The organism is Rathayibacter sp. VKM Ac-2835, from assembly GCF_013266705.1.
Lineage (GTDB): Bacteria > Actinomycetota > Actinomycetes > Actinomycetales > Microbacteriaceae > Rathayibacter.
Genome location: NZ_JABSNQ010000001.1, coordinates 636,743 through 654,752, shown reverse-complemented (window position 1 = coordinate 654,752; position 18,010 = coordinate 636,743). Strand labels below are relative to the sequence as shown.

Genomic DNA, 18,010 nt, shown 5'->3' with positions numbered 1-18,010 from the left:
CACGACTCGCTCTACCTCCACCCGGACCGCAACCTCGGCATGGAGCTCGTCCGAGCCACCGAGGCGGCGGCGATCCGCGCCGTCCCCTTCATCGGCAAGGGCGACAAGAACGCCGCCGACGGCGCCGCCGTCGACGCGATGCGCACTTTCCTCGGCACCGTCAACTTCGACGGGGTCGTCGTCATCGGCGAGGGCGAGAAGGACAACGCGCCGATGCTCTACAACGGCGAGCACGTCGGCAACGGCTCGGGCCCCGCGGCGGACATCGCCGTCGACCCGATCGACGGCACCTCGCTGACCGCCGCCGGCCGGCAGAACGCGCTGTCGATGATCGCCGTCGCCGACCGCGGCGCGATGTTCGACCCGTCCGCCGTCTTCTACATGGAGAAGATCGTCACCGGGCCCGAGGGCGTCGGGATCATCGACATCGAGCGCCCCATCGGCGAGAACATCCGCGCGCTGGCGCGGGCCAAGCGCAAGCCCGTCGACGAGATGCGCATCGCGGTGCTCGACCGCCCGCGGCACGCGCAGCTGATCGACGACATCCGCGCGGCGGGTGCCGGGACGCGGCTGCTGCTCGACGGCGACGTGGCGGGCGGCATCAACGCCGCTCGGCACGACTCCCGGGTCGACATGTGCGTCGGCACCGGAGGCACGCCCGAGGGCATCATCACCGCGTGCGCCATCCGCGCGCTCGGCGGCGTGATCCAGGGCATCCTCCGCCCCAAGGACGACGACGAGCGCCAGCGCGCGATCGACGCCGGCCACGACCTCGACCGCGTCCTGCACGCGAACGACCTGGTCCGCAGCGACAACACCTACTTCGTCGCCACCGGCGTCACCAACGGCGGTCTGGTGAAGGGCGTCCGCAAGGAGGGCCACATCATCACCACCGAGTCGATCGTCCTGCGCTCGCGCTCGGGCACGATCCGCCGCGTGACGGCCCAGCACCTCGCGGAGAAGTGGGTCTAGGCAGCCGCTGACTCGTGCTGGTCGAGTAGCCGTGCAGCGGCGCACCCATGCTGGTCGAGTAGCCGCGGAGCGGCGTATCGAGATTCGGTGTCCCCGCGCGGGTGGATCTCGATACGCGCCCTGCGGGCGCTACTCGATCAGCATGATGGGCGCGCCCTGTCCGACGGTCGAGCTGCCGCGGAGCGGTGCCCACATGCTGGTCGAGCAGCCGCGCAGCGGCGTATCGAGACCCCGGCGCTCAGGCCGTGCGCTCGTCCGGGGCGAGGAGCTCGACGGCCGTCAGCCGCCGCGGGGACACCGTGACGCCGCCGGCGGGCGCGATCACGCGGGACTCGTCGAGGGTGTCGAACTGGCGCGCGGTGACGAGGACGCGGGTCTCGAGCGAGCCCGCGAACGCGTTGTAGGAGTCGACCGTCCTCTCGATCGAGCGTCGGAGCCCCTCGGCGTGATCGGCGAGCGTCGCGAGGCGCGCGTAGAGGGTCTTGCCGAGGTCGAGCAGGCGCTTCGCGTCGTCGGTCAGGACGTCCTGCTGCCAGGTGTAGGCGACGGTCTTCAGCACCGACCAGAGCGTCACCGGCGAGGCGAGGGCGACCCGCTTGCGGAACGCGTACTCGAGCAGCGTCGGATCGGCGTCGAGCGCGCTCGCGAGCAGCGGCTCGCTGGGGATGAAGGCGATCACGAACTCGGGGCTCGCCGGCAGCCCGGTCCAGTAGGCGCGGCCGGCGAGGGCGTCGATGTGCCCGCGGAGGGCGCGCACGTGCGCCCGCAGCAGGCCGGCGCGGCGGGCCTCCTCCTCGGCGCCCGCCCCGGCGGGGATGGCGCTCGCCTCGAGGTACGCGTCGAACGGCACCTTCGCGTCGACGGCGATCGCCTTGCCGCCGGGCAGGCGCACCACCATGTCGGCGCGGCCCTTCCCGCCCTCGCCCTCGAGCCCGAACTGCACGTCGAAGTCGACCCGCTGGGTCAGCCCGGCCGCCTCGACCACGTTGCGCAGCTGCGTCTCGCCCCAGGCCCCGCGGCTCGCGCTCGAGCGCAGCGCGGAGGCGAGGGTCTCGGTCGTCGACCGCAGCCGCTCGCCGGCGAGCCGCTGCCCCTCGAGCTGCTCGGTGATGGCGCCGAACTGCGCGGCGCGCTCGCTCTCGAGGCGGCGCACCGACTCCTGCATCCCGCGCAGGCTCTCGGCGACGGGGGAGAGGGTCTGCAGGATCCGCGCGTCGTGGCGCTCGCGCTCGGCGACGACGCGCAGCTGCTCCTGCAGCTCGCGGATCTGATCGCGGGCGGAGCCGAGATGCTCGCGGTGCTGCTCGACGACGGACTCGTGCCGCTCCTCGAGCCCCTCGGCGCGGGCCTGAGCGGTGGCCAGCTCGAGGGCGAGCGCGGTGTCGGGAGTGCGGGCGCGGGCGAGCAGCACCGCGACGACGGCGGCGAGGAGCGCGCCGACGACGAGGCCGAGGACGAAGCTGAGTTCCATGCGCCGAGGAGACCACGGACCTCCGACATCCGAGCGGCGGCGCTCCGGTAGGGCGCGTCTGACCCTCGGACGGGTGGCCGGAGCGGGAGGAGGCGGAGTCGGCGGTTGCCTCTAGGCTTCGGGACCATGGGGAATCACCGCCGTCCTTCGCGCCTGCTCACCGCCGCGCTCGCCCTCGCCGTCGGTCTCGGCACCGCTCTCGTCCCGGTCGCCGCGGCGTCCGCCGCCGACGAGACGCTGCCGTCCGCGACCGTCCTCGTCGATCCGGGAGCGGGGGAGGCTCAGGTCACCGCTGCCGACGGCTCCGTCCTCCCCGACGTCAAGGTCCAGTACGAGGCGAGCAGCACCAAGAGCTTCCGCGCCGGCTACATCTTCAGCGACGCGAACTTCTTCGACAGCGACGCCCGCTCGGCGCAGCAGATGCAGGCGCTCCTGGACGACAAGGGCCGCAACTGCTCCGGCACCCCCAACGGCGTGCCCTGCCTGAAGGCCTTCAGCCAGGTCACGCCGTCGAAGGCGGCCGACCCGATGTGCAAGGCGTACCGCGGCGGTGTCCTCGAGTCCGCGGCGTCGATCTTCGCCGGCGTCGGCGAGGCCTGCGGCATCAGCCCGCTCGTCCTCGCGGTCCTCGTGCAGAAGGAGACGAGCCTCGTCTCGACGACGAGCCCCACCGAGCGCCTCTACAACCGCGCGACCGGCTTCAACTGCCCCGACAGCACCGGCTGCGACAACGGCTCCGCCGGCTTCTTCACCCAGGTCTACGGCGCGGCCCGCCAGTTCAAGAAGTACGCGAACCCGCCCGGATCCGGCTCGAACTTCACCGCCTACGCCGCGGGAACCACGCCGAACATCCTCTTCAACCCGGACACGTCCTGCGGCTCGTCGCCGGTCGCCATCCGCAACCAGGCCACCGCGAACCTCTACTACTACACGCCGTACCAGCCCAACAGCTACGCGCTGACGAACACGGGCAACCAGGCCTGCGCGACCTACGGCAACATCAACTTCTGGTACATCTTCAGCGACTGGAACGGCTCGCTCGCCAACGCCGGCGTCGCCCCGGCCGGCCGCGTCGACGCCCCGAGGATCTCGGGCGGCACGCTGACCGCCTCCGGCTGGGCCGTCGACCCGACGACGCAACGCGCGCAGCTCGCCACCACCGTCACCATCACCGCGCCGGACGGCTCCAAGACCGTCCGCACCCAGACCGCGAACGCCTCCCGCGGCGACATCCCGGGCGAGTACCCGGCCGCCGGCGGCAACCACGGCTTCTCCGCGACCGCCCCCGCCTCGGCCGCCGGCACCTACACGGTCTGCGCCAGCGCCGCCTCGGTGGACTGGAACCTCTGGACCGGCTCGGGCGACGCGAAGGCGCCCGGCACCAAGGATCTCGGCTGCACGAGCGTGTCCAACGGCACCACCGTTCCCGTCGAGCGCATCGCCGGCACCGACCGCCAGGACACGGCCGTCCGCGTCTCGAAGGCGACCTTCACGGCGAACGTCCCCGTCGTCTACGTCGCCACTGGCTCCGCCTTCCCCGACGCGCTGAGCGCCGCGCCCGCCGCGGCCAAGCAGGGCGGCCCGCTCCTGCTCGTCGACCGCGACTCGATGTCGCAGCCGGTCCGCACCGAGCTGACCCGCCTCAAGCCCGCGAAGATCGTCGTGGTCGGCTCCACGCTGAGCGTCAGCGACGCCGTGCTGCAGGATCTCAAGCAGTACGTGCGCGGCGGAGCGACCCCCACCCGCCTCGGCGGCGTCGACCGCTACGACACCGCGAAGAAGGTCGTCCAGTACGCCTTCTCCGACGGGTCGAGCCGGGCCTGGCTGGCCACGGGCGAGAAGTTCCCCGACGCCCTGGGCGCCAGCGCGGCGGCCGGCTCGGTGGACGCTCCCGTGCTCCTGGTCAACGGGACCCTCGCGACCGCCGACGCCACGACGAAGAGCCTCGTCTCGCAGCTCGGCGTCCGCTCGCTCACGATCGCGGGCAACGCGCTCTCGGTGAGCGACGGCATCGAGCGCTCGCTCGCCGTCGCCTCGAAGACCCGCATCGCCGGCTCGGACCGCTACGACACCTCGGAGAAGCTGAACAAGGCGGCCTTCCAGCGGGCCAACACGGTCTACCTCGCGACCGGTGAGAACTTCCCGGACGCGCTCGCGGGAGCGACCGCCGCCGGCTACACCTCGAGCCCGCTCTTCGCGGTCCCGCGGGACTGCGTGCCGCAGGCGGTGCTGAACGACATCACCGCGTTCGGTGCGAAGAAGGTCGTCCTGCTCGGCGGCCCGAACACGCTGTCGGACGCGGTCGCGCGACTCACGCCCTGCGGCTGATCGGCTCCGGCACGGCCGCTAGCGTGGAGGGATGAGCCCGGCCGATCCCTCCCCGGCTGCCGCCGCCGCCCCGTCCGTCGTGCGACGTCGACGGGGAGGGGCGGCGGCCCTCGGAGCCCTCGGGGTCGTGCTGCTGCTCACCGGCGCGACGGACCTCGGGGCAGCGGCCGCCCCCGCGACCGAGGTACCGAGCATCCGGATGTGGACCGACCTGGCCGGCGGCGTGGACGGGTCGGGCTTCGATGCCGGCGACATCGTCTCGGACGAGGTCTTCTTCGACGGCGACGCCCTCGGCCCGCTGACGATCCAGGCGTTCCTCAATGCGCGGGTGCCCTCCTGCGCGGGGACCGACGTGCCGTGCCTCCGCGACTACGCCGAGGACACCGGCGACGTGGCCGCCGACGAGCAGTGCGCCGCCTACACCGGGGACGAGGACAGCTCGGCCGCGGAGATCATCGCCTTCGTCGCGGGCGCCTGCGATGTCAGCCCCGCCGTGCTGCTGACGCTGCTGCAGAAGGAGCAGTCGCTCGTCACCGACAGCGCGCCGAGCGAGCGCCAGTTCCGCAGCGCCACCGGCTACGGCTGCCCGGACACGGCCGACTGCGACACCGACTACTTCGGCTTCTTCGGCCAGGTCTACGGCGCGGCCTGGCAGTTCCAGCGCTACCGGAACCCGGAGAGCAGCTTCGACTGGTACCCGGTGGGCGAGACCAGTGCGATCCAGTACTCGCCCGACGCCGCCTGCGGGACGGCTCCGGTGCGGATCGAGAACGCGGCGACGGCGGGGCTCTACTACTACACGCCCTACCAGCCGAACGCGGCGGCGATGAGCGACCTCTACGGCTCGGGCGACGCGTGCTCGGCCTACGGCAACCGCAATTTCTGGCGCATCTTCAGCAACTGGTTCGGCGACCCGCGCGCGGGGGAGTGAGCGCGCAGGCTCCCGGATCGCCGCCCCGGGCGTCAGGCGGCGACCGGCGCCTTCGGCCGCAGGCGCTTGACCGACACTCCGGCCAGCTCACCGAGCTCGGCCAGGCTTCCGGCTCCGTGCCGGCGGGCGGCGTGCACGACGATCGCGGCGCAGGCCTCGGCGTCGGCCGATGCGTCGTGGTGGCGGAAGTCGTCGTAGCCGGCGGCGAAGGCGACGGACGGCAGGCGGTAGGACTCGAGCTCGTAGGTCTTGCGGGCGAGCTGGAGGGAGCAGAGGTAGTCGTAGGCGGGGAGCTCGAGCGCCGTCGCGGCGCAGGCGGCGCGGATCACGCTCATGTCGAAGCCGGCGTTGTGCGCGACGAAGACGTCCTGGCCGGCGAAGGTGACCAGGTCGTCGAACTGCTCGACCCACGAGGCGGCGCCGTGCACGTCGTGCTTGCGGATGCCGTGGATGCGGGTGTTCCACTCGAGGAAGTCGTCGTAGCCGTACGGCGGGCGGATGAGCCAGCCCGCGCGGTCCACGACGCGGCCGTCGCGGACCTTCACGAGCCCGACCGAGCAGGCGGAGGCTCCGTGCGAGTTGGCGGTCTCGAAGTCGATGGCGGTGAAGTCGATGGGCACGCCCTCACCCTCTCACGCACCTCCGACGCCGCCCGGACCGGCACGCGGCGCCCCCGCGACCACGCCGTAGGATGGATGCCCGTGGCTCTCACTATCGCAATCGTCGGACTCCCCAACGTCGGCAAGTCGACGCTCTTCAACGCGCTGACCAAGAACACGGTGCTCGCCGCGAACTACCCGTTCGCGACGATCGAGCCCAACGTCGGGGTCGTGAACCTGCCCGACTCCCGCCTCGAGGTGCTCGCCGGCATCTTCGGCTCGGAGCGCATCCTCCCCGCGCCCGTCTCCTTCGTCGACATCGCCGGCATCGTCCGCGGCGCCTCGGAGGGCGAGGGCCTGGGCAACAAGTTCCTCGCCAACATCCGCGAGGCCGACGCCATCGCCCAGGTCATCCGCGGCTTCGAGGACGCCGACGTCGTGCACGTCGACGGCAAGGTCGACGCCGCGAGCGACATGGAGACGATCAACACCGAGCTCGTCCTCGCCGACCTGCAGACCCTCGAGAAGGCCGAGGCGCGCTACGAGAAGGAGCTCAAGGGCAAGAAGATCGAGCCGATCGTGCTCGAGACGGCGAAGAAGGCGCGCGAGTTCCTCGACACCGGCAAGCCGCTCTCGGCGTCCTCGATCGAGCTCGAGCCGATCCGCGAGCTGGGCCTGCTCACCGCGAAGCCCTTCATCTACGTCTTCAACGTCGACGAGGCCGTGCTGACCGACGAGGCGCGCAAGGCCGAGCTGGCCGCGCTGGTCGCCCCCGCGCACGCGATCTTCCTCGACGCCAAGATCGAGTCCGAGCTGATCGACCTCGACGAGGCCGACGCCGCCGAGATGCTCGAGTCCACCGGCCAGACCGAGTCCGGCCTCAACCAGCTCGCGAGCATCGGCTTCGACACCCTCGGCCTGCAGACCTACCTCACGGCGGGCCCGAAGGAGACGCGCGCCTGGACGATCGGCAAGGGCTGGACCGCCCCGCAGGCGGCCGGCGTGATACACACCGACTTCCAGAAGGGCTTCATCAAGGCCGAGATCATCTCGTTCGACGACCTCGTCGAGACCGGCTCCATCGCCGAGGCCCGCGCCAAGGGCAAGGCCCGCATCGAGGGCAAGGACTACGTGATGCAGGACGGCGACGTCGTGGAGTTCCGCTTCAACGTGTGACGGTCCGCCGGGTTCCGGCTCGCGGAACGGCCTCCGGCTCGCAGGATCCCCACGATCCGGCGAGCCGGAGGTGCTTCCGCGTGCCCGAGGTCCGCGTGGTCCGACGAGGCGCCTCAGTGGAGGACGTCGCCGATGATCCAGCTGGAGAGGCCGACGAGGGTGCAGACGCCGACGACCACCCAGGCGACGGTCTTCCGGACCGAGCGGGCCGCCGCCTCCGAGGTGCGCGGGGTCGGCCGCAGCGGCGCGACGTAGGCGGGCGGTGCCTCGGCGGCACCCGGGATCAGGCGGGGGAGGGTCACCGGACGTCCGTCGACCCAGTGGGCGGGCAGCTCGGCAGCGCGCGCGGCCTGCAGCGTCAGCTCGGCCTTCAGCGGTGAGCCCTGCAGGGCGCAGTACGCGGCGGCGGTGAGGCCGAGGCCGGCCAGATGGCGGAGGGTCGGCGCGAACTGCTCGGATGTCGCGGTGGTCAGCTCGCCCACGCGGTCGCCGTCCAGGCGGACCTCGACGAGGCCGCCCACGAGGTGCAGCGTCACGAGGAGGAGACCGCGGCCGCCCTCGGGGACCACCGCGGTGAGGCGGACGAAGTGCTCGTCCTCGCGCTGCACCTGCAGGGCGCGGCCCCAGGGCAGGATCGAGTAGCGCTCCTCCGGGGGAGCGTTGAGCGGGACCAGCAACTCCGGGGAGACCAGCGCGACCTTCACCGAGGCGCGCAGGCCGTCCTCCGTCCGCTCGGCGCGGAGGCGTGCCGTCGTCGTGGGGGCGGCGCCGCCGGCGACCACGCGGTCGAGACCACCGCGCTCGGGGGCGTGGCGGTACGCGTCAGGGAGGTAGCCGATCACACGGCCGCCGGCGCGGACCGAGACCGCGGGGGTGCCGGAGGGGTGGTCCGGCTCGGGGACCAGGACGACGTCGAGCGTCTGCTCCGACACCTCGCCGACGCGCAGCGGGCGGCCGACGACGGCGGCGATCTCTTCGATCCGCTCGGCCTCGTCGGTCGCGTCGACGGTCGGGACGCCCGCGGAGTTCGGCAGGCGGTACTCGACGTGCTCGGCGTGCTCGGCGGGCGTCACGGCGACGGGGGAGTCGTCCGCGGAGCGGCGGGCGTCCGTCCACCGGGTGCCGTCCCACCAGCGCATCGACCCCTGGTGGGCGTCATCGCGGTACCAGCCCGCAGGTGCGGCGCGTTCGTCGTCCACCGGGTCCCCGTTCTCTCGGCCCATCGAGTCTACGAGGGGGCGTCCGGTCCGGCGTCGGCGCCGCGACTGCGCAAAAGTCGCGGCCCACTACCGCGACGTTCGAGCAGTGCACGAGAGCGGGATGCCGAGGCGCCCCCGAGTCCGCAGACGTCGCGGTGCTCGCGCTCGACCACCGCGACTTTCGAGGAGCCGGGCCAGTCGGTCGCCGGCTCAGAGGGCCGGGTTCTCGTCCGCCGGGTCCTCGGTCGCGAACGCGACGAGCTGCGTCGGCGCGCCGGCGCAGTCGCTGAGGGCCGGAGCGGTGTCGAGGGCGACGGCGAGGAGGCCGCTCACGTGCCGGGCGTGGCCCCGATTGATCGGGGCGGGGTCCTCGAGGACCTCCACCAGTCGGTGGAGCACGGCGCAGGTGTCCGGACGCGACATGCCGACAACCGTATTGGCGCTCCTCGCGTCCCGGTAGAGGCGATCCGCGCCAGACCCCCCGTCTAGGCTTCCGGGATGACACGTTTCGAAGGCTCCGTCGTCCTCGTCCTCGGTGCCTCCGGCGGGCTCGGGCGCCTGCTCGCGGACGAGCTGGAGCGCTCCGGCGCGACGGTGGTCCGCTCGGGCCGGGACGGCGCCGCACTCGGCGACGCCCCGCTCGTCGCCGATCTGCTCGGCGAGGACGCTCCGCAGCGCCTCGTCGACGAGGTCCTCCGCCGTCACGGGCGCCTCGACGGCGTCGTCGTCGCGGCCGGCGTCGTCGCCTTCGGGCCGTCGGCCGAGCTCGACCCTGCGGTGCTCGAGGAGCTCGTCGACGTGAACGCGCTGGCGCCGATCCGCGTGCTGACGGCGGCGTTCTCCGCACTGTCCGCCTCTGAGCGCCGGCCCTTCGCGGTGACGATCAGCGGAGTGGTCGCCGAGGCGCCGACCGCCGGTCTCGCGGCCTACTCCGCGTCCAAGGCGGCGCTGTACTCGTTCGTCCGGGCGTCGGCGCGGGAGTACAAGAAGGCGGGGATCCTTCTCCTCGACGCGCGGCCCGGCCACACCGAGACGGCACTGTCCCAGCACCCCCTCGCGGGCACGGCGCCGCGCTTCGGCGCGGGTCACTCCCCGGAGTCGGTCGCCGTCCGCATCGTCCGCGCGATCGAGGACGGCGAGACGGACCTGCCGCCCGCGGCGTTCGACGCCTAGGCGCCGCGAGGAGCTCCCCGCCTTCCACCTGCCGCCCTCCACAGGTGCCAGAACTCCCGCGCTCTCCACGGATGCAGCCATCGAGCGCCCGAGGGAGGAGCGTGCTCGGCAGCATCGACGCATGGGAATCCGTTATCACGCCTACGCGTTCGATGCCGACCAGACCGAGCGCGCGCTCGCCGATCCGCGGAGCGTCCTCAGCGACGATCCGCTCGCGGACGCCTGGGGGACGCCGAACGGTGCCGTCACCGCGTGCACCGACTTCCGGCGCTCCGTCCCGGAGGGCGACATGCTCCATCTCGACACGGCGTGGTCGGCGCTGCAGACGCTGACCGCTCCGCGATCACCGGGGCAGCCGCCGCGCCCCGCGCATCGGATGGTGGAGGGGCGGGTCACCGTGCGCGGCATGGGCTGGGACCCCTGCGTGCGCGCCGTCCCTCCGGACGAGGTCGCCGAGATCGCCGACGATCTGATCGCTCTCCGGGCGGAGGTGGAGGAGCAGCTGGCGGAGCATCCCGAGGGGGAGTACGCCCGCCAGTGCCTCGACCGCGCCGTGGAGTTCACGACGGAGGTCGCGCGCTCGGGTCGCGGCTTCGCCTACCTGATCGGCTAGGCGCGTGCTCGTGAGGGTCAGGCCGTCGCGAAGCGCTTCGCCGAGCGCTCGCGGGCCTTCGCCGCCTCGACCTCGCGGTCCTTCGGCGGCGCGGTCGTCACCAGGTCCTCGAGGAGGTGGCCCGTGATGTGGGCGATCTCGGACACGGCGCGGTCGAAGGCCTCCTGATTCGCCTTCGACGGACTGGTGGCCCCGCTGATCTTGCGGACGTACTGCAGGGCGGCGGCGTGCACCTCCTCGTCGGAGGCGGCGGGCGCGAAGTTGTGGAGGGTGTGGATGTTCCGGCACATGCGACGAGGGTACGACCGGCCCGGCCCGAGCGCGAGAGGAGCGGACACCCGCCGTTCACCGGAGCGTCGTGCGGGCGCTCTAGCGTCGCTCCGTGCCCTCCGCCTCCGATCGTTCCCACCGCTCCGACGCCGTCCTCGATGCCGCTCCGGGCACTGCTCCCGACGGCGCGCTCGTGCCCTCGCCCGAGCTGCTCCGCTCGCTCACCCCCGAGGACGCCCGCGACCTCGTGGTGCTCGACGAGGACGACGACGATCCGGTGCTGCTGCGCCGCGACGGCACGCAGATCGACACCTGGCGCGAGGGCTACCCCTACGACGAGCGGATGTCGCGCGAGGAGTACGAGGCCGGCAAGCGGCTGCTGCAGATCGAGTTGCTCAAGCTGCAGAACTGGATCAAGAAGCACGGCCGGCGCCTCGTCGTCGTCTTCGAAGGGCGCGACGCCGCGGGCAAGGGCGGCACCATCAAGCGCTTCACCGAGCACCTCAACCCGCGCGGCGCCCGGGTCGTCGCGCTCGAGAAGCCGACCGAGCGGGAGGGCACGCAGTGGTACTTCCAGCGGTACGTCTCGCACCTGCCCGCCGCGGGCGAGATCGTGCTGTTCGACCGCTCCTGGTACAACCGTGCGGGGGTCGAGCGCGTGATGGGCTTCTGCACTCCGGAGCAGTACGACGAGTTCGTCCGGCAGACGCCGCTGTTCGAGAGCATGCTCGTCGGCGAGGGCATCGACCTGGTCAAGCTCTGGTTCTCGGTCTCGGCCGAGGAGCAGCGCACCCGGTTCACCATTCGGATGATCGACCCGGTGCGGCAGTGGAAGCTCTCGCCCATGGACCTCGCCTCGCTGGACAAGTGGGACGACTACACGGCGGCGAAGGAGGAGATGATGGCGGCGACCGACACGGCCGACGCCCCGTGGACCATCGTCAAGAGCAACGACAAGAAGCGCGCCCGCCTCGAGGCCATGCGCTACGTGCTGAGCCTGTACGACTACGACGGCCGGGACGACGAGGTCGTCTCGCCGCTCGGACCCGACCCGCTGATCGTCGGCTCGGCGGCGGACGTCTACGAGCGCGGCGAGCACGCGGCGACCGCGCGGGCGTCGGACTAGCGCGGGACCGGCAGAGGGGACAGGGGGACGGGATCATGGGGGACGGGACGAGGACGGTCGACGTCGTGCACGACCTGCCGGGGGTGCATCTGCGCTGGCTCGCGCTCGACGAGCAGAGCCTCGACGCCGAGCGGCTGCTGCCGCTGCTCGGCCCAGCCGAGCGGGAGCGCTACCGCGCGACGGGGTCGGCCGCGGTGGCCGAGCGCTTCGTCTTCGGCCGGGTGCTGCTGCGGATGCTCGCGGGCGAACTGCTCGAGCGGCCGACGACGGCGGTGCAGGTGACCGCCCGCTGCCTGCGCTGCGGCGGAGCGCACGGTCGCCCCTGGATCGAGGGCGCCGAGCACCTCTCCGTCAGCATCGCGCACTGCGCGGGCGCCGTCGTCGTCGCGGCGAGCAGCGCGGGAGTCGTGGGGGTCGACGTCGAGCCCGTCGAGGGACCGGCCGAGCGCGGGATCGCGATCACGCGGATCGCCGGCGCCCCCTTCGCTACGGGCGGGTTCCGGGCGGCCGATCCGATCCTGCACTGGACCCGCATCGAGGCGGCGCTCAAGGCGGACGGCCGCGGGCTGGACGTCGATCCGCGGCGCGTCCGTATCCACGAGTCGCGCTTCGCCGCGGAGGCGCGGATCGACGAGTCGCGCTTCCGTCTCGCCGAGCCGCGGATCGACCCGGCGCTCCGCGTGAGCGTCGCGCTGGGTGACGCGGTGGGCGGCGCCGGTCCGATCATCGGCTGGCGCCGCGAGCACGGCGACGCGCTCGAGGACTCGCTCGCCTCAGTGGGCGGGCGGTAGCGGCGGCAGCCGCACCTCGATCAGCCACGCGTCGAGCAGAGCCTCGACGCCGGCGACCCCGGCGTCACCGGCGACCTCGGCGCAGAGCGCGCGGAAGTCGTCCTCGGTGGCGGTGCCGCCGGCGTGCCGACCGGTCCAGGTGCGCAGCAGCCCGAAGAACGCCGCATCCCCGAGCCGGAGGCGCAGCGCGTGCAACGCGAGGGCCCCGCGCTTGTAGACGCGGTCGTCGAAGAGATCGACCGGCCCCGGGTCGCCCAGCACGAGGTCCTGGGGCTGGAGCCGGAGCAGCGCGTGGTGGCGGCGCGCCTGGGCGTCGGCGCTCGGCCCGCCCGACTCCTCGGACCACAGCCACTCCGCGTAGCAGGCGAAGCCCTCGTTGAGCCAGATGTGCCGCCATCGGGCGAGGCCGACGCTGTTGCCGAACCACTGGTGTGCCAGCTCATGCGCGATCAGCCGCTCCGAGCCGCCGCGGCCGTCGGCGTGGTTGGCGCCGAACACCGCCATGCCCTGCGCCTCGAGCGGGATCTCGAGCTCGTCCGCGGTGACCACGACGGTGTACTGCCGGAACGGATACGGGCCGAACACCTGCGAGAAGAACGCGAGCATGCCGCCGAGCGGAGCGAAGTCGCGCGCGACGCGCGAGGCCAGGGCGGCCGGGCGCGCGAGGGTGACCGCGACTCCGGAGAGCAGGCGGTCCTCGAGCACGTAGCGGCCGATCTGCACCGACGCGAGGTAGCTCGCGGTCGGCTCGAGCTGCTCGTAGAGCCAGGTGCGCCGGCCCGAGCGCTCGCTCGTCTCGAGCAGCACGCCGTTCGCGAGCACGGAGTAGCCCTCCTCCGCGCTCACCCGGATCCGGTAGGTCGCCTTCTCGGCGACGTCGTCGTTGCAGGGGTACCAGGTCGACGCGCCGGAGGGCTGCGAGGCGACGAGCACGCCGTCGGCCAGCTCCTCCCAGCCGAGTTCGCCCCAGTGACTGGCGCGGGGACCCGGGTGGCCGCCGTACTCGATCTCGACGAGCGCGCTCGCGCCGGCCTCGAGCGGTTCGGCCGGCGTGATCCGGAGCTTGTGCGCGCCCTGCTCGGCTCGCGCCTTGCGACCGCCGACCCGCACCCGGGTCACTCGGAGGCGGCTGAGGTCGAGCGAGAAGCGGCGCAACGGCTGCAGCGCGAGGATCCGCAGGGTCGCACGACCGGCGAGCCGGTTGCTCGACACCCGGTAGTCGAGATCGAGGTCGTAGGACTCGACGCGATACCCGGTGTTGCCGATCCCCGGCAGGTACGGGTCGCCCGCCGACTCCAGTCCGGTCTGCGCGGGGCTCACGCGACGGGCGCGTGGTAGTCGCCGACGCGCACCTCCCGCCACGGGCCGATCGGGTTGCCGCTCCAGCGGCTGCCGGCGGGCACGAGCTCGCCGCGCATCACGAGCGAGGCGGGGCCGACCGTGCCGTGCGCCGCGATCGTCGCCGCGGGGAGGATCACGCTGTGCGGGCCGAGAGTGGCGCCGGCGTCGAGACTCACGAGATCCATGCTCATGATTCGATCATGGAACAGGTGCGTCTGCACGACGCAGCCCCGGTTCACGGTCGCTCCGTCGCCCAGATCGACGAGATCGGCCTCGGGGAGCCAGTAGCTGTCGCACCAGACGCCGCGGCCGATCCGCGCGCCCAGGCTCCGCAGCCACCAGACCAGCGCGGGAGTGCCGGCCGCGGCGTGCGCGAACCAGGGCGCCGCGACCATCTCGGTGAAGGTGTCGGCCAGCTCGCTGCGCCAGACGAAGGAGGACCAGAGCGGGTGCTCGCTCGGGCGCACGCGCTGGATCAGGAGCCACTTCGCCGCGGTCGAGACGCCTGCGGCGACCGCGCCGGCGGCGAGCAGGACGACACCGCCGGCCACCGCCGTCGCCGGTGCCCCGATCACCGGCACCAGCGCCAGCAGGGCCGCGACGACACCGAGGCCGATCGCCATCGAGACGACGACCGGGACGAAGCGCAGCAGCTCCCAGACGATCCGGGCGGCGCGGAGGCGCGCGGCCGGCCGGAACGTGCGCGCCGACTCCGCCTCGACCACCGTGCGCCGCAGCCGCACCGGCGGCGAGCCGAGCCAGGACGAGCCCGCCTTCGACTTCCGCGGGGCGGAGGAGAGGACCGCCACCAGTCCGCCCGCCGGCACCGTGTGGCCGGGCGCGGCCATCCCGGAGTTGCCGAGGAAGGCGCGCTCGCCGATCTCCGCGCGGGCCAGCCGCATCCAGCCGCCGCCGAGGGCGTAGGAGGCGACGAGGGTGTCGTCGGCGAGGAAGGCGCCGTCGCGGATCGTCGTCATCGCGGGCAGCAGCAGCACGGTCGAGGCCTCGACGTCACGGCCGACCCTCGCGCCGAGCAGCCGCAGCCAGACGGGAGTGAAGAGGCCGGAGTAGAGCGGGAAGAGCAGCGCGCGGGCGTGGTCGAGCAGGCGCTCCGTCGACCAGACCTGCCAGCCGATCCGGCCGCGCACGGGGTGCGTGCCGGCCTGGACGCCGAGGCCGAGCAGGCGCACGAGCACGACGACGAGCCCGCCCAGCACGACGCCGGTGACGGCGACCGCGGGGACGAGGGCTGCGAGGGCGCGGGGGAGTGCCTCCGCGAGATCGGCGGAGCCCTGCGTGGCGAGGGCGAGCACACCCAGGCCCACCGCGAAGGAGACCACGGGCACGGCGGCCAGTCCCAGCGCCGAGACGGCGTAGGCCCAGACCCACGGCGTCGCGCGCGGCGGGCGCTCGGCGGGGAAGCCCGCGCTCGCCTTGCCGAGGCGCTGCGCGGGCGAGCCGCCCCAGCGCTGGCCGGCCGGCACCCGGCCGAAGACCGCGGAGCCGGGCTCGATCTGCGCGTTCTTGCCGATCCGCGTGCCGGGCAGCAGCGTGCTGCGGGCGCCGACCGTGCTGCCGGCGCCGACGCGGACCGCGCCGACCCGCAGGACGTCGCCGTCGATCCAGTAGCCGGAGAGGTCGACCTCGGGCTCGATGGCGGCGCCGCGGCCGAGAGTGAGCATCCCGGTGAGCGGCGGGAGCGAGTGCAGGTCGACGTCGTCGGCGATCCGGGCGCCGAGGGCGCGGGCGTAGAGCGCGACCCAGGGGGCGCCGGCGAGGCTGACGGCGCCGAGCTGGTGCGCGATCCGCTCGGCGAGCCACAGCCGCAGGTGGACGCCGCCGCCGCGGGGGTGGTCGCCGGCGCGCACGCCCCGCAGCAGCGAGCGGGCGGCGAGGACGGTGACGCCCATCCGGCCGAACGGGGTGCAGAAGAGCGCGAAGGCGACGACCAGCCCGGGCAGCGGCACGGTCGGCAGCCAGCCGAAGCCGGGCAGCAGATCGAGCAGCGCGCAGACCGTGAGGACGACCGTCGTCCAGCGCGCACCGCCGAGCACCAGCAGCGGGGCGCCGAGCAGGGTCTGCAGCACCTGCATCCGGCGCGGGACCGGCGCGATCCGGTGGGTCGAGACCTCGCCGGCACCGGTCGCGCGGCTCGTGATCTCGGCCGACATCGCGGCGAGCCGGGGGTGCGCGTAGACGTCGGCGACGGTGAACTCCGGGTCGCGCTCGCGGATCCGAGCGACGAGCTGGGCGGCGGCGAGCGAGCCGCCGCCGAGGTCGAAGAAGTTCGCCCTCTCGTCGACCGGAACGCCGAGGACCTCGCGCCAGAGGCCGGCCAGCCAGGCCGTCTCGGCGTCGAGCCCCGGGTCCGCCGAGGTGCTCTCGGGCAGCGGCCACGGCAGGGCCGCGCGGTCGACCTTGCCCGACACCCGGGTCGGCAGCTCGTCGACGACCGCCAGCAGCGGGACGAGGGCGGCCGGCAGCTCCTCGCGCAGGCGCGTCAGGGCGGCGTCGCGGTCGAGCTCGCGTCCACCGGCCAGGGCGAGGTAGCCGACCAGGACCTGGATCCCGGCGCCGGTGGTGCGAACGGCGGCCGCAGCGCCCGACACTCCGGGCAGGCCCTGCAGCGCCGACTCGACCTCGCCGAGCTCGATCCGCCGGCCGCCGAGCTTGACCTGGTCGTCGGCGCGGCCCTGGAAGACGAGTCCGGCGCTCTCGAAGCGCACGAGGTCGCCGGAGCGGTAGGCGCGCTCCCAGCCGAGGGTCGGTGCGGGCGCGTACTTCTCGGCGTCCTTCGCCGAGTCGAGGTAGCGGGCCAGGCCGACGCCGCCGATGATCAGCTCGCCGACCTCGCCCTCGCCGACACGGCGGCCCTCCGGATCGACGACGGCCAGCCGCCAGCCGTCCAACGGCAGGCCGATGCGCACCGGGCCGGGCCCGCCGAGGGGAGCGGCGCAGGCGACGACGGTCGCCTCGGTCGGACCATAGGTGTTCCAGACCTCGCGACCGTCGACGGCCAGGCGCTGGCCGAGCTCCGGCGGGCAGGCCTCGCCGCCGAAGATCAGCAGCCGGACGTTCTCCAGCGACTCCGCGGGCCAGAGCGCAGCGAGGGTCGGCACGGTGGAGACGACCGTGATGCCGTGCGTGGTCAGCCAGGGACCGAGGTCCATCCCGCTGCGCACGAGCGAGCGCGGGGCGGGCACGAGGCAGGCACCGTGCCGCCAGGCCAGCCACATCTCCTCGCAGGAGGCGTCGAACGCGACGGAGAGGCCCGCCAGCACGCGGTCTCCGGGCCCGAGCGGCTCGGCCTGGAGGAAGACGCGCGCCTCGGCATCGACGAAGGCGGCGGCCGAGCGGTGGCTGACGGCGACGCCCTTCGGCGTGCCGGTGGAGCCCGAGGTGAAGATGATCCAGGCGTCGTCCTCGAGGGTCGGCGGCTGCAGCAGCGGGATCGAGGCGGTGCTGGGATGCGGCGCCGAGCCGGTGAAGAGCCGCGCGGGTTCCGCATCGGCGCGCTCGAAGCGGCCGGAGCCGGTGACGACGCCGCGGACGGCGGCCTCGCCGAAGACGAGTCGCGCCCGCTCCTCGGGGTCGTCGGCGTCGACCGGGACGTAGGCCGCGCCGGCGGCGAGGATGCTGAGGATCGCGAGGTAGAGCTCGCGCGAGCCGCTGGCCATCCGCACGCCCACTCGGTCGCCGCGACGCACCCCGGCGGCGGTCAGCTCGCCGGCGGCGGAGACGACGCGGGCGAGCAGCTCGCGATAGCTGAGCGCACCGGCCGGGTCCTCGAGCGCGGAGGCGTCGGGGTGGCGCTCGGCGGTGTCTCGGAGCACGTCGATCAGGGTGCGCGGTGCCGGGGCGAGGGTGCCGGCGTCGAGGGGGTCCTGGGCATGCGCGGCCGTGCTCACGAGTGCTCTCCGTCCCGGTCGCGCCTCCGGGAGCGGGTCGACCGGGGCGCCACGGTAGGGGCACCCGGTGACGCGGAGGTGAACAGCCGGTGCCCCGCGCGGAGGCGGAGCA

The 18,010-nt window shown here is 73.6% G+C and carries 15 protein-coding genes; 8 read left to right on the top strand and 7 right to left on the bottom strand.

The window, feature by feature from the left end:
* Positions 1–39 precede the first annotated feature (39 nt).
* On the top strand, positions 40–972 hold the full coding sequence (gene glpX / locus HRK28_RS02985; RefSeq protein WP_123445977.1) for a class II fructose-bisphosphatase: 933 nt from the start codon (positions 40–42) through the stop codon (positions 970–972).
* 238 nt (positions 973–1,210) lie between these two features.
* On the opposite strand, the gene HRK28_RS02980 is transcribed toward glpX, so the two are convergent.
* Positions 1,211–2,443, bottom strand: a complete 1,233-nt coding sequence (locus HRK28_RS02980) for a DNA recombination protein RmuC (protein ID WP_173250378.1) — start codon at positions 2,441–2,443, stop codon at positions 1,211–1,213.
* A 126-nt stretch (positions 2,444–2,569) separates the two neighbouring features.
* Here HRK28_RS02980 and HRK28_RS20420 point away from each other — a divergent pair, with 126 nt between their 5' ends.
* Both HRK28_RS20420 and HRK28_RS02970 read left to right on the top strand, forming a co-directional pair.
* Positions 2,570–4,771 (top strand): cell wall-binding repeat-containing protein, encoded by a 2,202-nt coding sequence (locus HRK28_RS20420; protein ID WP_173250377.1) that lies wholly within the window; start codon positions 2,570–2,572, stop codon positions 4,769–4,771.
* Positions 4,772–4,802: 31 nt separating this feature from the next.
* Positions 4,803–5,702 carry a hemagglutinin gene (locus HRK28_RS02970; RefSeq protein WP_173250376.1) on the top strand — a complete coding sequence of 300 codons (900 nt, stop codon included), beginning with the start codon at positions 4,803–4,805 and terminating at the stop codon, positions 5,700–5,702.
* A gap of 32 nt (positions 5,703–5,734) precedes the next feature.
* Here the strand turns inward: HRK28_RS02970 and HRK28_RS02965 are convergent, their stop codons facing one another.
* On the bottom strand, positions 5,735–6,322 hold the full coding sequence (locus HRK28_RS02965; protein WP_173250375.1) for an exonuclease domain-containing protein: 588 nt from the start codon (positions 6,320–6,322) through the stop codon (positions 5,735–5,737).
* Positions 6,323–6,403: 81 nt separating this feature from the next.
* Here HRK28_RS02965 and ychF point away from each other — a divergent pair, with 81 nt between their 5' ends.
* The gene (ychF, locus tag HRK28_RS02960; RefSeq protein WP_127886145.1) at positions 6,404–7,477 is read left to right on the top strand and encodes a redox-regulated ATPase YchF; all 1,074 of its coding nucleotides are present in this window, start codon (positions 6,404–6,406) and stop codon (positions 7,475–7,477) included.
* Between the two features lie 113 nt (positions 7,478–7,590).
* Here ychF and HRK28_RS02955 read toward each other — a convergent pair whose 3' ends face one another.
* Positions 7,591–8,676 (bottom strand): DUF2510 domain-containing protein, encoded by a 1,086-nt coding sequence (locus HRK28_RS02955; RefSeq protein WP_173250374.1) that lies wholly within the window; start codon positions 8,674–8,676, stop codon positions 7,591–7,593.
* 210 nt (positions 8,677–8,886) lie between these two features.
* Positions 8,887–9,099, bottom strand: coding sequence for a hypothetical protein (locus HRK28_RS02950; RefSeq protein ID WP_173250373.1), 213 nt, complete (start codon positions 9,097–9,099; stop codon positions 8,887–8,889).
* Between the two features lie 75 nt (positions 9,100–9,174).
* Between HRK28_RS02950 and HRK28_RS02945 the strand changes: the two genes are divergently transcribed.
* Together HRK28_RS02945 and HRK28_RS02940 are read left to right on the top strand one after the other, a co-directional pair.
* Positions 9,175–9,849, top strand: coding sequence for an SDR family oxidoreductase (locus tag HRK28_RS02945; RefSeq protein ID WP_160088254.1), 675 nt, complete (start codon positions 9,175–9,177; stop codon positions 9,847–9,849).
* A gap of 121 nt (positions 9,850–9,970) precedes the next feature.
* Complete coding sequence (locus HRK28_RS02940; RefSeq protein WP_173250372.1) at positions 9,971–10,462, top strand: DUF1877 domain-containing protein; 492 nt, start codon at positions 9,971–9,973, stop codon at positions 10,460–10,462.
* A 17-nt stretch (positions 10,463–10,479) separates the two neighbouring features.
* Here HRK28_RS02940 and HRK28_RS02935 read toward each other — a convergent pair whose 3' ends face one another.
* Positions 10,480–10,752, bottom strand: a complete 273-nt coding sequence (locus tag HRK28_RS02935; RefSeq protein ID WP_173250371.1) for a DUF2277 domain-containing protein — start codon at positions 10,750–10,752, stop codon at positions 10,480–10,482.
* 227 nt (positions 10,753–10,979) lie between these two features.
* Between HRK28_RS02935 and ppk2 the strand changes: the two genes are divergently transcribed.
* On the top strand, positions 10,980–11,858 hold the full coding sequence (gene ppk2 / locus HRK28_RS02930; protein ID WP_367948363.1) for a polyphosphate kinase 2: 879 nt from the start codon (positions 10,980–10,982) through the stop codon (positions 11,856–11,858).
* 35 nt (positions 11,859–11,893) lie between these two features.
* Positions 11,894–12,649 carry a 4'-phosphopantetheinyl transferase superfamily protein gene (locus tag HRK28_RS02925; RefSeq protein WP_173250370.1) on the top strand — a complete coding sequence of 252 codons (756 nt, stop codon included), beginning with the start codon at positions 11,894–11,896 and terminating at the stop codon, positions 12,647–12,649.
* Here HRK28_RS02925 and HRK28_RS02920 read toward each other — a convergent pair.
* Entirely contained in the window at positions 12,632–13,969 is a 1,338-nt protein-coding gene (locus HRK28_RS02920) for a M1 family metallopeptidase (protein ID WP_173250369.1), read from the bottom strand. The two genes, HRK28_RS02925 and HRK28_RS02920, sit on opposite strands and share 18 nt — an antisense overlap.
* On the bottom strand, positions 13,966–17,898 hold the full coding sequence (locus tag HRK28_RS02915; RefSeq protein WP_173250368.1) for a Pls/PosA family non-ribosomal peptide synthetase: 3,933 nt from the start codon (positions 17,896–17,898) through the stop codon (positions 13,966–13,968). Before HRK28_RS02915 ends, HRK28_RS02920 begins: the two co-directional genes overlap by 4 nt.
* Positions 17,899–18,010 lie beyond the last annotated feature (112 nt).